Annotated in this window: 15 protein-coding genes and 1 pseudogene; 2 read left to right on the top strand and 14 right to left on the bottom strand. The window is 64.1% G+C overall.

Features of this window, described 5'->3' with window-relative positions; all coding sequences use genetic code 11:
• Window positions 1-437: 437 nt before the first annotated feature.
• Complete coding sequence (locus RSO01_RS24035) at window positions 438-1,187, top strand: hypothetical protein (protein ID WP_147152136.1); 750 nt, start codon at window positions 438-440, stop codon at window positions 1,185-1,187.
• A gap of 228 nt (window positions 1,188-1,415) precedes the next feature.
• Window positions 1,416-2,771: a transposase gene (locus tag RSO01_RS24030; protein ID WP_147152134.1), complete on the top strand. Its 1,356-nt coding sequence runs from the start codon at window positions 1,416-1,418 to the stop codon at window positions 2,769-2,771.
• A 21-nt stretch (window positions 2,772-2,792) separates the two neighbouring features.
• On the opposite strand, the pseudogene RSO01_RS24025 reads toward RSO01_RS24030, so the two are convergent.
• From RSO01_RS24025 to RSO01_RS23960, 14 genes and pseudogenes are all read right to left on the bottom strand, one after another.
• Window positions 2,793-4,083, bottom strand: a pseudogene (locus RSO01_RS24025) (VirB4 family type IV secretion/conjugal transfer ATPase); the annotation flags it as partial.
• Between the two features lie 9 nt (window positions 4,084-4,092).
• Complete coding sequence (locus RSO01_RS24020) at window positions 4,093-4,362, bottom strand: VirB3 family type IV secretion system protein (protein WP_147152132.1); 270 nt, start codon at window positions 4,360-4,362, stop codon at window positions 4,093-4,095.
• Entirely contained in the window at window positions 4,362-4,679 is a 318-nt protein-coding gene (locus RSO01_RS24015) for a TrbC/VirB2 family type IV secretion system protein (RefSeq protein WP_147152131.1), read from the bottom strand. The genes RSO01_RS24020 and RSO01_RS24015 overlap by 1 nt, the downstream gene beginning before the upstream one ends.
• Complete coding sequence (gene trbB / locus RSO01_RS24010; protein WP_147152151.1) at window positions 4,679-5,596, bottom strand: P-type conjugative transfer ATPase TrbB; 918 nt, start codon at window positions 5,594-5,596, stop codon at window positions 4,679-4,681. The genes RSO01_RS24015 and trbB overlap by 1 nt, the downstream gene beginning before the upstream one ends.
• A 394-nt stretch (window positions 5,597-5,990) precedes the next feature.
• Window positions 5,991-6,266, bottom strand: coding sequence for an LrgB family protein (locus RSO01_RS49970; protein WP_373867938.1), 276 nt, complete (start codon window positions 6,264-6,266; stop codon window positions 5,991-5,993).
• 26 nt (window positions 6,267-6,292) lie between these two features.
• Entirely contained in the window at window positions 6,293-6,484 is a 192-nt protein-coding gene (locus RSO01_RS24000) for a hypothetical protein (protein WP_147152129.1), read from the bottom strand.
• 806 nt (window positions 6,485-7,290) lie between these two features.
• Window positions 7,291-7,737 carry a ribbon-helix-helix domain-containing protein gene (locus RSO01_RS23995; RefSeq protein WP_147152127.1) on the bottom strand — a complete coding sequence of 149 codons (447 nt, stop codon included), beginning with the start codon at window positions 7,735-7,737 and terminating at the stop codon, window positions 7,291-7,293.
• 9 nt (window positions 7,738-7,746) lie between these two features.
• The gene (locus RSO01_RS23990) at window positions 7,747-9,738 is read right to left on the bottom strand and encodes a conjugal transfer protein TraG (protein WP_147152125.1); all 1,992 of its coding nucleotides are present in this window, start codon (window positions 9,736-9,738) and stop codon (window positions 7,747-7,749) included.
• Window positions 9,739-9,764: 26 nt separating this feature from the next.
• Window positions 9,765-11,522, bottom strand: a complete 1,758-nt coding sequence (locus RSO01_RS23985) for a relaxase/mobilization nuclease domain-containing protein (RefSeq protein WP_147152123.1) — start codon at window positions 11,520-11,522, stop codon at window positions 9,765-9,767.
• Window positions 11,523-11,769: 247 nt separating this feature from the next.
• Window positions 11,770-12,597 (bottom strand): lytic transglycosylase domain-containing protein, encoded by an 828-nt coding sequence (locus tag RSO01_RS23980; protein ID WP_147152122.1) that lies wholly within the window; start codon window positions 12,595-12,597, stop codon window positions 11,770-11,772.
• A gap of 2 nt (window positions 12,598-12,599) precedes the next feature.
• The gene (locus tag RSO01_RS23975; RefSeq protein ID WP_147152119.1) at window positions 12,600-13,112 is read right to left on the bottom strand and encodes a S26 family signal peptidase; all 513 of its coding nucleotides are present in this window, start codon (window positions 13,110-13,112) and stop codon (window positions 12,600-12,602) included.
• Window positions 13,109-13,594, bottom strand: coding sequence for a DUF2840 domain-containing protein (locus tag RSO01_RS23970; RefSeq protein WP_147152117.1), 486 nt, complete (start codon window positions 13,592-13,594; stop codon window positions 13,109-13,111). The genes RSO01_RS23975 and RSO01_RS23970 overlap by 4 nt, the downstream gene beginning before the upstream one ends.
• Window positions 13,591-14,646, bottom strand: coding sequence for a replication initiator protein A (locus RSO01_RS23965; protein ID WP_147152115.1), 1,056 nt, complete (start codon window positions 14,644-14,646; stop codon window positions 13,591-13,593). Before RSO01_RS23965 ends, RSO01_RS23970 begins: the two co-directional genes overlap by 4 nt.
• A gap of 3 nt (window positions 14,647-14,649) precedes the next feature.
• Complete coding sequence (locus RSO01_RS23960) at window positions 14,650-14,934, bottom strand: helix-turn-helix transcriptional regulator (protein ID WP_147152112.1); 285 nt, start codon at window positions 14,932-14,934, stop codon at window positions 14,650-14,652.
• Between the last annotated feature and the right edge of the window lie 116 nt (window positions 14,935-15,050).

The raw sequence follows: 15,050 nt of genomic DNA, 5'->3' as shown, positions 1-15,050 counted from the left end.
GCGGGGGTTATCGCATCCCTCTCGACGCCGAATTGCGTGACGATGAGGTCGGTGACCTTCTGTTGGATGTCGTTCATGGCTTCCCGCGCGCGCCAGCTTCTAGAAGAGAAACGCAACTGAGGCCGCGGCCAGGAGGCCGATGCCGACAATAAGTCCGACGACTGCTATCCAATCGCTGGGCGCCATCCTGGGTGGCATTAAGCTTTCCGGTCATACATGGACCGTTCGCCGTGTTCTCAAGCTGGCAGAAAGCGGGCCTCGCACGGAAGGCTTACTGACCGCACGAGACCCCGCCCGCCCCGATTTCCGGCCAAGCCGCCACCAGGGCTTCGTCGGAAACGCCGGCAGCGGCAAAGACGCCCTGTGACCACGGTGGGGTCTGCGGCCGCGGCGCCCGGACCGTCATCTTTTCCGGCGGCTTATCGCACGCGGTTCACATGGACTTGGCCACCGTCGCCGGGGCCTTGCCTCCCTACCACCCACGGCGGCTTCCCCGGTCCCTGCAAAGCATCTTGACCGGACCTACTCAGCTCAATCTCTGCCGTATCGGTGGTGTTCCAGTCGAGAACAATTACTGGCAAGTCAACCTGACCGGCATGCATGGTGAGCCCATGCCGGAAAGCACTAGAGACTTTACTGCTTTTGCCAGGACCTTGCGAACACAGACTATCTATGACGCGATTGAGGGCGCTATACCCTTCGGGCCTATTCACCGGTTCGGCTTTCCGTGCAGCGTTCGGCGACGGTTTGAGGCGCTCGACAGCTTTCCAGATTGCCTGCTCCCGCTCGGCGATGTGATCTGTCGATTCAATCCAGCGTTCGGCCAGGGAATGAGTGTCGCCGCGCAAGAAGCAGGTGCCTTAAGGCGGCTTATCGAAGCCCGAACGGTGGATGCTGATCCGCTCAAGGGACTCGCGCAGTCTTTCTTCGCGGCGATTCAGGGCTTCCTCGCTGCGCCATGGGCGGCGGCGGAAAACGACTTCATTTATGAGAAGACGCGCGGGCAACGCCCGCGTGACTTTTACCAACGTTCGAAATTTAGCTTCGCGCTGCAGCGGGTCGCCGCGGAGGATGCAACGGTTCATCAGATCATGAGCGAGGTGACCCATCTCGTGAAGCCTTCCAGTACTCTGCGCGATCCACAGATCGCCAGCCGGGTGACGGCCCTGATGGCTGCCTCCGCTTGACCCCTGATACTCAATGGCGGTGTTTTGATAAGTCATCGACACCAAGTCCGACTTTGGCTCCAAGCTGATGTCGCTCAGGCGCAGATCGATGTCCCCTTCCAGGGGTGAAGCGGACATCACGCCCACTGGCTGTGACTTCGGCTTTTGGCCGATTCTGTTGAAAAACCCGATTGCCGGAGTCGGGAAGGGTTGATTCACTCCCGCCACAACGGTGGGAGTTTGCGATCAATGATGGGCGAGCGGCGCGTCGATCAGGGGTCCTTGTTCTACGAGTTCTCGCTCGAGCGGCATGTTCCGGCGGATCATCTGCTGAGGGCCATCGATCGTTTCGTTGACCTCACCGATCTACGGGTTCGGTTGGCGCCATTCTATAGCTCGGTGGGTAGGCCTTCGATCGATCCGGAGCTGCTGATCCGGATGCTGTTAATTGGCTATTGCTCTGGCATTCGCTCCGAACGACGGCTGTGCGAGGAGGTGCACCTCAATCTGGCTTATCGCTGGTTCTGTCGGCTTGGCCTCGATGGCGAGGTGCCCGATCACTCGACCTTCTCAAAGAACCGGCATGGGCGTTTCCGCGAGAGTGATCTGCTGCGCGGCCTGTTCGAGACGGTGGTGCGCCGCTGCATCGGAGAAGGACTAGTCGGTGGCGAGGGCTTTGCCGTCGATGCCAGCCTGATCAAGGCCGAGGCGAACCGGCAGAAGGGTATCGTGGGAACCAAGGGTCTGCCGCCCGAGCTGACCAGCCGGGCCATCGACGAGTATCTCGCCGTGCTGGACGATGCGGCGTTCGGAGCCGCGACCGACGTCACCCCGAAGTTCATCTCGCCGGCCGACCCGGCGGCGCGCTGGACCGGTGCCCATGGCGGACAGGCCTACTTCGCTTACTCCGACAACTATCTGATCGACCTCGACCACGGCATCATCGTCGATGTCGAGCCTTCGACTGCAGTCCGCCAGGCCGAGGTAACAGCAGCCAAGACCATGATCAGCCGTTCCGAAGCACAGTTCGGTCTTTGCCCCACACGCCTGGCGGGCGACTCAGCCTATGGTTCGGCCGCGATGCTGCAGTGGTTGGTGCACGAGCGCGGCATCGAGCCCCACATTCCGGTGTTCGACAAGTCCAAGCGCGCCGATGATACCTTCTCGCGCAGCGACTTCGCCTTCAATGCCGGGACCGACACCTACCGCTGCCCCGGCGGCAAGCAGCTAACGACCACCGGAACCGTGGTGAACGACGGCACGACGCTCCTCTACCGCGCCAGCAAGCACGATTGCCAAGCTTGCACGCTGAAGCCGCGTTGCTGTCCAAAAGAACCGGCACGCAAGGTGCCGCGCTCCATCTATGAAGGTGCTCGGGATCTCGCGCGCGACATCGCCACCACCGAGGCTTATGCTGTCTCCCGACGCCAGCGCAAGAAGGTCGAGATGCTGTTCGCCCACCTCAAGCGCATCCTGCGCCTGGATCGACTACGCCTTCGAGGGCCTACAGGTGCTCGCGACGAGTTCCTTCTCGCTGCCACCGTTCAGAACCTGCGCAAACTCGCCAAGCTGATCCAGGCCCCGACGATGCTCCCAGCCACATAAGAGGGGAACCTCGAGTTCACTCGGCGTCGCGCCCTCAGTCCGAGCGAAGAAGAGCGGCGGAGCATCGAGATGCTCGTCCCGTTCCGGCCCGGCCCACACCGCCGAGAAGGGCATCATGTGGGCAAGGTTCAGGGTGGAGATCGGCGGCTGACGTACGTTGGCGTAGACATGTCCCGGCAGGCTGCCCAGCCAGGCCTCGATGGCATTCAGGGTCTCGCGCATGCAGGTGAAGTCGCGGCCCTGGATGGTCTTCTCCACGAGCGCCAGCCGCTCGGCCGCGACCGCAGGATCCTCGTCCCACACCGTCACCGTGGCGGTGACATAGGCCTGGGCCACCGCATCGGAGCCCAACTCCTGCAACGCCTGATCGGCGTCGAGCGCCTTGTTGGCGGCATCGGAGTCCAGCAGGACCGAGGCCTCGTTGGTCATCACCTCCTTGAGGATCGCCATGATCGACTTGCGCTTGGCGAACCATTGGCGGCGGATGCGGCCAAGCACCCTGGCGGCATCGGTCTTGTCGAGGCAGATCGCCCGGGTTGCCCAGCGATAAGGGAACGCCAGGCGATTCAGCTCGTCGAGCAGGCCAGGCCAGGTCTGCGACGGGAACCCCATGATGGTGAGCGTGCGGAGATGTGCGTCGCCCAGCCGCGGCTCGAGGCCCCCTGTCAGCTCCTGGTCGACCAGGATGGCGTCGAGATGCATCGGCGTCTCCGGCGCCCGGACGCGCTGACGGCGGGTCGAGATGCAGGAATGCAGGTAGGTCAGGGTCTCACCGTCGTCGAGCCAGCCGGCCTCGGGCATAAAGTCCTCGACGAGGGCCAACACCCGGTCGGTGCGGTCAATGAACGCCGCAAGAGCGTTGCGCCAATCGGCATCGGATCGAGACCGGCCTTCATAGAGCCAGGCCTCAGCCCGCGCCGCATCGTCGGCCAGCGGCAGCCAGACAAGGGTCAGGAAATACCGGCTCTCGAAGTGGGCCCCCTCCTCCTCGAACTGGGCGCGGCGCTCGGCGTCGACCAGGCTGGAGGCCCGATCAGGAAAGACACTGTCGGTAGCGATTGGCCGCCTCTCGCTGCGCCTCGACGAAGATCGCCCAGCCTGATCCCAGCCGCCGCAGCGCGTTGTTGAGCCGTGATGTGATGGCCACGAGTTCTGACGCCGTGGCCGAGTCGAGATCGGGACCACGGAAGCGGGCGGTACGCTGGAACGAGCCATCCTTGTTGAGGATGACGCCGCGCTCGACCAGTGCCGCCCACGGCAGGAAGTCGGCGAGGCTCTGGGAGCGGCGGCGGTACTCGGCGAGGTTCATCATGGCCCTGCCTCATGCGCCCAGGTGAGTGGGATAGCGCAGATGCCGCCGCACGACGTCAATGAAGGACGGATCACGCCGCGTCGCCCACACTGCCGCCAGATGGCCGACCAGCCAGATCACCGCGCCTGCGAGCCAGAGGCGCAGGCCCAGACCGACGGCGGCGGCCAATGTGCCGTTGACGATCACGACCGCGCGCGGCGCGCCAGCGAGAAGCAGCGGCTCGGTCAGCGCGCGATGGACCGGAGCGTAGAAACCGGGAATGGGCTCGCGCGGCTCCATCAGACGAGCACTCCCCCGCCGAAGGAGAAGAACGACAGGAAGAAGCTTGAGGCGGCAAACGCGATGGAGAGACCGAAGACGATCTGGATCAGGCGGCGAAAGCCGCCAGAGGTCTCGCCGAAAGCCAGCGCCAGACCGGTCAGGATGATGACAATAACGGAGATGACCTTGGCGACCGGCCCCTGGATCGATTCCAGGATCTGGTTGAGGGGCTGCTCCCACGGCATGTTCGATCCGGCGGCATGCGCCGGTGCCGTGAGGAAGGCGTAGACCACAGACGATGAGAGTGCGGCGAGGGGGCGCCGGACGTGCAGCATTATTGTTCTCCTGCGGGTACGAGGACGTAGTCGCCATTCGGGCCAAGGCCCTTCACGGCGGCAAGCTCGATCAGGCGACGCGACCTTCCACGGCCGGCGAGGACGGCAATGATCTCGACGGTCTCGGCGATCAGCGCCCGGGGCACGGTGACGACGGCTTCCTGGATGAGCTGCTCGAGGCGGCGCAACGCGCCGAGGGCTGACCCAGCATGGAGGGTGCCGACACCGCCGGGATGGCCGGTTCCCCAGGCCTTCAAGAGGTCCAGCGCCTCGGCGCCGCGCACCTCGCCGATCGGGATGCGATCGGGCCGCAGGCGCAGCGCCGACCGCACGAGGTCGGAGAGCGTCGCCGCGCCGTCCTTGGTCCGCAGCGCCACCAGGTTCGGCGCGGCGCATTGCAGCTCGCGGGTGTCCTCGATCAGCACGATCCGGTCGCCGGTCTTGGCGACCTCCGCGAGCAGCGCATTAACCAGCGTCGTCTTGCCGGTCGAGGTGCCGCCCGCCACGAGGACATTGCGGCGCTCGCGAACCGCACGGCGCAGAAGATTGGCTTCTGCCCACGACATGATGCCGGCCTGGACGTAATCGTCGAGCGAGAACACGGCGACCGCCGGACGGCGGATCGCGAAGCATGGCGCCGCCACGACAGGCGGCACCAAGCCTTCGAAGCGCTCGCCGGTTTCCGGCAGCTCGGCTGACACGCGCGGCATGCCGGCATGGACCTCGGCGCCGACATGATGCGCGACCAGACGAACGATGCGCTCGGCATCGGCCGGCGCAATCCGGTGGCCGGTCTCCTCGAGACCGCTGGAGAGGCGGTCGACCCAAAGCCGGCCGTCGGGATTGAGCATGATCTCGACGACGCCCGGATCTTCCAGGTGCGCGGCGATCAGGGGGCCGAGCGCGGTGCGCAGCATGCGCGTGCCCCGCGCGATGGCTTCTGACCGGAAGGAGGAGGTCGTCGTCACATCGCGCTCCCAACGCCTCAAGGTCGAGGCGTAGGCGCTGCTTAGTGAGCAGACGGGCTGCTAGGCAACGATGGTGAGAGGTTGATAGGGCTGCGGGATAGAAAGACAAGCAAGCGGCTCGATCCTACGAGGCGTCTGGCTCTGGCGTGCTATTCGCTTCCGCTGGAATGTCCCTTACGACGTCATCGGCAAGCGTGCGGTCGCGAGCCAGCCGCCGGTCCAAGGCTTTGACGACCCTTCACATAGCTCCCAGCCTTTAGACTTGGGTCAAAACCCAATAGAGCGTGCTCGTCCACTTCTGCTTTCGGGCCGATTCCTGACATTGCACGGGTTGGCCAGTTCGTCAGAGATGGGCAATAGCCGAAGTGCTGTCGTCGCTCAAAAATGTGTTCGGCTTGTGGATCGGACGACCGACAATGGCGATTGGCGAGCGTATAGAGCCTCGGGTACGGCTGCAGCCTGCCACCGCGCCTTCCGTCTCGCCAATCTGGTGGGCGCGCGCCGTTCCCGCGCCATTGGCGCCGACACCAAAGAGCGCACCGCGCGCGATGGCTGACGCAAACGGGAGCCGCGCCAGGATCATGTCGCCGATGACCTCGATATCGCGCAGCGGGGTCAAGCTTGCAGCTATCCAGCAGCTCGCGCTCAGGCGGCGATCGCGAAGGAATATAGAGTCTCGTAGCCCAGCTCCCGCGTCCGGCGGATGTTGACCAGCTCCATCTGGAGCGCCGTCAGGTCGAGGCCGTAGCGCATGCTGGTGGCGACGTAGCCTTCACCCTCGCGGGCGACGCGATGACAGGTGCGGATGCAGGCGAGACATTGCTTGATTGTGGACATGAGAACCTCCGTTGGTCTTCTGGACAGATGTTCACGGCCGGGCGCTGGCGTTAGCCTTTTCCCGGCATTTCTGGCCGGGGCCGCGCATGTAGTGCAGCTCGGGCCGGTAGGAGTCGAACAGGGAGGTCCTGAGCCAGCGCCACCGCCGCTTCGCCGCATTTAGGCTGTGTGCGTGCACCGGCGTCCCCAATAGGGCTCTCGACACGTCGGAGTCTGACGGCGGGCGCATTTTGGACCTCACTTTTGGCGCCTGCAGGATGCGCGCGGGCGGGCGACGGTGCCATTGTGCGGAGGTTGATCGCCGTGACGTCTTCGTTTGAACCGCGTTTACCTAGGTTTGCCTGGCCTACACCCTAGGTATAGCCAATCCGTCGCGGCTCGAAGGCGGTTCCTACCGAGACGTATGGCCGGCCCCATCAGCAAGTGGTTTCAGCGAGAGGAGCCTCTTGCCAGTCTGCATCACGGCTTGATCTCTGGCAGAAGGTATGGGGAGAGAGCACCGCCAATGGTCGCTAAACGACCGCTTCGGGTCAGAGTCTGACGAGCCGCTTGACGTCGCCGATGTCTCGAATCGGACCAGAAGCAGGCTCGGCGGCACACGACTTTATAGGTCCAGACCCGAGTCTGGACCGCGACAGCGGCCTGCGGCCTGTCGGGGCTTACTTCTGACCGTAGCAGTGCGTCGTCGAAGCTTCGGCGATCGCTGACTCCCGATTTGATCGCTCAAGGCGCGGGCGCTCACGTCGAATCACCAGCGCCGACCTCGGCGACAATTCCGCCTTCGGTCAATCGAATCCCAGTCGGCATTATCGGTCCTCTACCGGCGAGGCAGCTTCACTTGACTCAGTCGTCCCGGCAACGTCTTCGGGAATTTCTCGCAGAAAACTCTGGCCTTTCTGAAGCCGTTTGCCGAGCGTCTCGACGAAGCCTTCGAATCGCTCGCGGCCCTTGATTTGGGCGGCTGCCTGTCCATCGCTCGGCAACGGTGGCGTAATCGTCAGCCAGAGGCGCACAAACAGCGCCAGCGTTTCCGCCGTGACGCCGAGGTCCCGTTCGATGCGCTGTGACTGACGCGAAAGCCGGTCCATCCGGCGGGCAAAGGCGGCTTCGCGCCGATCGGCGGCGTCGGGCGACAGGAATGACGCCACGGCTGCCTCTACAATGGCCGATCGCGCGATCTTCTTACGTTCCGAAAGCTCATTGATTCGAGTGATCATCTCGACGGGCAAGGTGAGGTTCAGGCGATCTCTCATTCCGCCCTCCTAGAGTTCCATGCCGTCATTGGGGTCGAGCGAGACCTGGCGCGCCAGCCCACGCATCTGCCGGCGCAACGCCTGACGCTGGCGGGCGGCATCTTCCGGTTGCTCATCGAGCATCATGGCGAACTCCTCCGCGGGCTTCTGCTGGGCCGTCTCCTGGGCGATGGCGACATGGTCGGGAAGCTCAGGCTCGCGCCGCAGGCCGCTATTGGCCTGATCGCTCTCCGTCGTCTCCATCTCGGTCAGCAGTTCCGCATCCGGCTTCTGCGGTGTCAGCGCTGACCAGCCGTCCGCGCGGGATGTCCGCCCGGACTTCTGCGGATCGGGCGGCGACAACACGCGTTCCTTGAACTGGGCATCCTCGTAATAGCGCACCTTCCTCGCCCGGATCGGCCGTGTACCCGCGACCATGACGATCTCATCGGTGGGTGGAAGCTGCATAACCTCGCCCGCAGTAAGCAGCGGGCGGGCGGTCTCGGAGCGTGACACCATGAGATGGCCGAGCCACGGAGAGAGTCGGTGCCCGGCATAGTTCTTCATCGCCTTCATCTCGGTCGCCGTGCCGAGCGCATCGCTCACCCGCTTTGCCGTCCTTTCGTCGTTGGTCGCGAAGCTCACCCGGACATGACAATTGTCGAGGATCGAGTTGTTCGCCCCATAGGCTTTCTCGATCTGGTTCAGCGACTGCGCGATCAGGAAGCTCTTTATGCCGTAGCCCGCCATGAAAGCGAGCGCGGACTCGAAGAAGTCGAGGCGGCCGAGCGCCGGGAACTCGTCGAGCATCATCAGCAAGCGATGCTTGCGTTCCTTCGCATGCAGATCCTCAGTCAGGCGGCGCCCGATCTGGTTCAGTGCCAGCCGGATGAGCGGCTTGGTTCGGGAGATGTCGGAAGGCGGCACCACAAGGTAGAGCGTCGCCGGCCTCGGATCGGCGATCAGGTCGGCAATGCGCCAGTCGCAGCGCCGCGTCACCTGGGCGACGACGGGATCACGATAAAGGCCGAGGAACGACATCGCAGTCGACAGCACGCCAGAACGCTCGTTGTCGGACTTGTTCAGCAGCTCACGTGCAGTGGACGCAATAACGGGATGCGGTCCGGCATCGCCGAGATGCGGCGTGGTCATCATCGCCTGCAGCGTCGACTCGATCGGCCGTTTCGGATCGGAGAGGAAGGCGGCGACGCCGGCGAGCGTCTTGTCCTCTTCGGCGTAGAGGACATGCAGGATGGCGCCCACCAGCAGAGAATGGCTGGTCTTCTCCCAGTGATTGCGCTTGTCGAGCGAGCCTTCCGGATCGACCAGCACATCGGCGACATTCTGGACGTCACGGACCTCCCAATCACCGCGGCGGACCTCGAGCAGCGGATTGTATGCTGCCGACTTCGGATTGGTCGGATCGAACAACAGGACCCGGCCATGCTTCGCCCGGAAGCCGGCCGTGAGCAGCCAATTCTCACCCTTGATGTCGTGGACAATGGCCGAACCCGGCCAGGTCAGCAGCGACGGCACCACCAAGCCGACGCCCTTGCCCGAGCGTGTCGGCGCGAAACACAGCACGTGCTCGGGCCCGTCGTGGCGGAGGTAGTCACGCCCCAGCTTGCCGAGCACCACGCCATCTGGGACGAGCAGTCCAGCCGCCCTCACCTCCCTCTTCTCGGCCCAGCGCGCCGAGCCGTAGGTCTCGGCATTCTTCGCTTCCCGCGCCCGCCATACCGACATGCCAATGGCGACCGCGATCGAGAGGACGCCGCCCGACGCGGCGATATAGGCGCCCTCGTTGAAAATCTCTGGCGCATAGGCATCGTAGGAAAACCACCAGCCGAAGAAGGCCGGCGGCAGATAGACCGGCATTCCCACGAGCCTGAACCACGGGGCTCCGAGTTGGGCCTGAAAGCCGAGCTGCCAGGCCACATACTGCGTCGCCGCCCAGGTCGTGATCAACACGACCAGCAAGACGATGAAAATCTGACCCCACAGGATCTTGGTCGCGGACATGGCAAGGATCCTTTCTTCGCTCGTGGCTAAAGGCCAAGGTCGCGCTTGCGCCCCAGGCTCCACTCGATGCCGCCGCCGTCCCGGGCAACGCCCGCGACGTGCTGGCCGAGCTTCCGCTCGATCTCGCGCGACCAGGGCACCAACTGGAAGCCAAGCCCGTTGTCGATCATGGCGAAGCGGCCTGAGGAGAGCGTCAGACGCTGGCGATAAACGCCCTCGACGTGCTCGCCCGCCGCGCCCTTCACATGCGGCAACCCGGTCTCGGCCGACAGCTTCTCGCCCACGGCGTCCAGCTCGCGGCGTCGCAGCGTGTTGAGCAGGTCGCGCTGCAGGATGATGCGCTGACCCTGGCGACGGGCGAGCCCTTCGTCCGCGAGATGTTCGGCGCGGGCCTGCATGGCGTCGCGTGTCTCGCGGCCGAACCCGCCCATGGCGAGCGGCATCGGTTCGCGCTCGACCAGGCGGTGGTCGAGCCAGGTGGCACCGGGCGCCGTGATCTGGGTGCGGAGATCGGCGTCAGAACGGTTGGCGAGCACGAGCGTCGGCCGCTGGTCCTCCGGCCCGCCGAACCGCCGAACCTCGACGACGCCCCCGATTGGCGGCGCATGCGCGAAGGCTTCGATGCCACGAAAGCGAACATGATGGGCGCGGCCGTCCGTGCCGTCGATCACGGCATAGGCTTCGCCGGTCAATTCATCATGGAGGCCTGTGTCGACCAGCCTCCCGATGATCGGCGAGCCGGCTCCGGCGTCGATGACATAGTCGGCAACGCCGCGATCCTGGCCTCGCTCGGTGAAGGCCCGGTGCATGGTCTTGATGATGTCGCCGCGCATACCGAGGTCGCGAAGTTTGCGCTCGGCTTCAAGCGCCACCATCCACTCCCCAGGACCGGTCGAGGTAGCGAGGCCCATCTTCTCGAGATGCTGAAGGCGGCCGATCATCAGGCGGCGGATCTCGGGATCGGCGGGACCGCGTGTCTCGGGGCGCAGATCGATGAAACCGACGTCATCAGTATTGACACGGATCTCGAGGTCGAGGCGGGTCCACCGGTCTGCGGTGACTTCCTTTTCGAGAGCGTTGCGGATTTCGTGTTCGGGTTTGGGGCCGAGCTCGATCGAAACCAGATCCTCGGCGCGCGAGCGCAGGCCCCGGCTGATGTAATCGCGCGAGATCACCAGATCGGCGCCGGCGTCATCCACGCCGCGCACGAGAAGATGGATATGAGGGTTGTCCGTGTTCCAGTGATCGACGGCAACCCAGTCCAGCCGTGTGCCGAGATCGCCTTCCATCTGCTGCGCCAGATCTCGCGTGAACGCCCTCAGGTCGGTCATCTCGCCGGCACCCTCGGGCGAGACGATGAACCGGAAATGGTGTCGGTCGTCCTTGCACCTGTCCGCAAAGGCGAAATCGTCGGCACGATCGGAGCGGGCGTCGAACATGACGCCCTTTTCTCCCTCCCGGCTGACGCCCTCACGCTTGAGATAGGATAGATGCGCTGAGAGCGGCGCCGAACGGAAGGATCGGCCCTCGTGGCGTACCACGCGCGCCTTCACGATGACGCGACGGGTCGCGCTGAACAGACGACTGCGGCTGAAGCTGCCGCGGCCCCGGCCGAAGGTCGAGCGGCCATAGCCGGACGCACGTCTACCTGACGCCGGCGCAGCAGTATGGCCCGCCTTCTTCGCGGCCCGCAGCACCTGGTTGAGGAAGCTCTTCGCCTTCGGTGCGCGAGTGGTTTTGATGCGGCCGGGCCGAATGCGAAAATCGCTGTCGCCCTCGCTCATGACGTGGCCCCGTTCAGCGACTTTTCAGGCGCGTGCATACGGAAGCCTTGAAATCCTTCAGAAAAACCGGGTTTCATGCCCGCGACCGACCGGCATGCACGCCAAAACGCAAGCCTCGTCAGAGGCTTACGGCGTTTCGGGCATGCGCTTTTATCTCGCCGTCCGATGGTTGGTTTTCTCTGCAACTGTTGGCTCATGCTCGAACGCGCACCACAGCCCGCCAGAGCGCGAAGCAGCCTGATGCGGTTCATCGCTGTCCGCCTCGAAGCGGCGGGCGGGCGAACATCCCTTCGGAGCGAGGTGTCAGCGTCGTGTCGACTTGCGCCGCATCGCGGGCCGGAAGCAGCTGGATCGGTGCACTGGATGACTGACGTAGCGGCGCCGAACCGGCAATCCCACGCACGACAAAGAGCGACGAAGATGTCCAAAAGGAAGCAACAGACGGGGTAATGCCCACTCCACCATCGATGAGCGACGCGACAACGGCCATGTAGGAGACGGTTTCCGCAGGCAGCGGTCGACCAGTGGCGACATGCTCTTTGTAACGATCGGGGCCAGCGTTGTAGGCTGCAAGGAAACCTGCATTGCCGTAGCGATCGTGCATTTCTCGCAGGTACGCCGCACCAGCGGTGATGTTGTCGTGAGGATCATACGGATCCGCGCCCAAGCCGTAGCGCAGTCGCAATTCAGCCCATGTCCCAGGCATGATCTGCATCAGGCCCATTGCGCCCTGTGCTGACAGGGCGCGCGCGTCACCACCGCTTTCAGCCTGCATGACAGCGCGAATCCATGCCGGCGGGATTGCAAATCGACGGGCGGCTTCCTCTACGAGGACCGAGATGCCAGCTACCGTCGCAACGCCTTCCGAACGCTTGCCGGCGATTGGTTCGGATTTGGCGGCATTGCAGGAGCCCACCAGGAAAATGGCGGCAGCGCTGCATGTACAGAGTCGCCAACCGATACGCGGCAGGAACCTCTGGCGATGAGCAGGCGCCCGAGCCACGGCCGGAAAGGAGGAAGACGCTAATCGTGTTGATTGCGCCCCTGCTCGTCCGTCCTTGAAGGGCTGGAGCATGATCAATTGTCCTTCTGGATCCATAGGGGATCGGCGCGGCCAACGATGGTCGAAGCTGGCAGAGGACCGAAATAGCGACCGTCAAACGAGTAGTCGGATCGCCAATTCATGAAGAACACTTCGTCATCCGCGACGATCCGGCAGCCCACCCAGCGTGGCAGGCTTCGGCCGGCATGATCGAGGTCAAGCGCCCGCCCCATCGTCCTTCCGTCGACGATGATCGTGCGACCGGCCCGGCACAGGGTCTGCCCTGGAAGGGCAACAACATGCTTCAGAAGCGGCACGCCCCTGCCCAGATAACCACGCTCGGACAAGAACTCTGCGAGCGCTTCTGGCGGCGTCAACACGACAAGCTCGCCCACATGAAGCGTGCCGGCCGGCCTCATCAGGTAGAGACCGATCGGCACACTGGCACTGGCGTTCCAAAGCAGCCGTGGGACGGGACGGCAGTGCGCGGATATTCCCACTAAGAGCGTGGCAAAGCCGGTCGTCATGACCCATCCGAATCGCGTCATGCATCGATCTTCTTGCGCAGGAGCCAGGCTCGGTGCTGCTCGCGGCTGTACGAGCGGGGCACTTCGCCCGCAACAAGCCGGTTGTGTACGTGCCGCCAGTGATCAGGGCAGGCGTCCGCAGCGTCGATGCCGGTCTGCTCGACGACGTCGATCGCCTGCAGCACCCGCTCGACCCTTGGCCAGCCCGCGGCCCGCAGGAGGATTTCACCACCAGGGCGAACATAGGGAACGGTGGAGAACGCCTCGCCCCGCCGGACAGTGCGCAGGATGCCGATCCGCGAGACAACGGTCCCGAAGTCCCCCGACGCCCAACGCACGTAGGCGACAACGGTGTTCGGCGCGAAGCTCAGGATGCGGCGGCGGCGGTCGAGGATCCTCTCTGAAACATCGCGGCCGAAACGAATCCAGTGCTCGATCTGCTTCTCATGCCAGATCAGTTCGATATGGGTGAACGTCTCCTGATGGAAGCGCGTCGCGATCATGGCGCACGCTCCTGGAGTTTTCCCCCATCCCGGCGGCAGCCAACTTCAGAAGAGTTAGATTCATATAAGTTAGACTCTGAGTTAGGCGAACCGGAAGTCATTGATGTGCTTGATGAATCCGGTCGCTTGGGTTCCTGATAGCACGTGCCGCCGGTTCCTGATGGCACGTGCCCTTCAGTTCCCGATAGCACGTTCGCTTCCACACCTTGCCCACAAGCATGCGTGGATAAATCGACCGGTGCAAAAGCGAGCAGTTCCCTCCCACGACCGTCACACTCGACCAGCAGCCTGTAGCCTGGAAGCGGCTGCCGGCGCACAATGTCACGCAATTCGAAAGCGAAACGCTTGAAGGGAGAAAGGCTCGCCGATTTGGCATAGAGATGGCGAAACTCGAACCGCCATCCGTGCGACTGCCGTCCGGCGTGCTTGCGAACCACGCGATAAAGCCACCGCTCCACGCCACCCGTCAGCGCAAAATATTGGCGGTCGATCGTCAGCACGAGCGCATCGTCCAAAACCGCCCGGTAGAACCAGTCCGGCACGATCAGGTCGATTCCGTCGGCATTTCCATGGGCGTCAGCACGCTCTGTCCATTCATTGATCCAGGAGAAGCGATGCATCCGGCGTTCGCTGATCTGACGCAGCGAAGTGGCAATCGTCGTGGATTGAAGCCGATCGAGGGCCGCCTTCAGGCGGTGATAGTCGCGTGCACTGGTGCCGCGGCCGGCGAAGGTCAGGATCTCGCGCGGTCTTGCAGCCATCAGGCGCGACGTGCGCAGTCCAGCATCGCGGGCCCCGACAATCTGGCTGGCGGCCCAGATCAGTACGTCGGCATCCCAGATGGTCGCCATGCCGTGCTCGGCCACCGCTTCGACGCGAATGGCGACATCGTTCATTCTGAAGTCGATTGGCGTTATGCGGTGCGTTTTGGCGAGGCTGAAGAACGGATAGATCATGAGATCCTGCGCATCTCGCGGCGCGAGATCGCCTGGCAGAGCCCGGAAGAGCTCAAGCTGATCGCGTTCCGAGCGGAGGCGGCGCGGCGCCGACATAGGTCAGCGCCGGCTCGAATGGACGCCGGCCGGCAGCCCTACCGCTTGCCGCTTCGCCGGCAGCACGGTCGCAGTACCAGGGTCGGACGTCGACGCCTTGGCGCCCGACTCCACCCACGCCTGTAGGTCCTCGACGCGGTAAACCACGCGTCCGCCGAGCTTCGAATAACGGGGACCTGTGCCGTAGATGCGATGCTTCTCCAGCGTTCGAATGGACAGGCCGACGAAGCGGGCGGCCTCGGGCGTGCGCAGATAGCGTGGTGGCAGGTCGGGAAAGTTGGCGGGCAAGGGAAGCCTCCGTGATCCTGTGGGAAGCCGCCGGGAAGCGGCGGCCGTCGAGGAGCACGATGGCGGACCACCGAGGGCTCGAAATAGGGCGAAGTCGCAACCCGGCGAGATCGCCC

The organism is Reyranella soli (assembly GCF_007992495.1).
Lineage (GTDB): Bacteria > Pseudomonadota > Alphaproteobacteria > Reyranellales > Reyranellaceae > Reyranella > Reyranella soli.
This window is presented reverse-complemented; position numbering and strand designations above follow the sequence as displayed.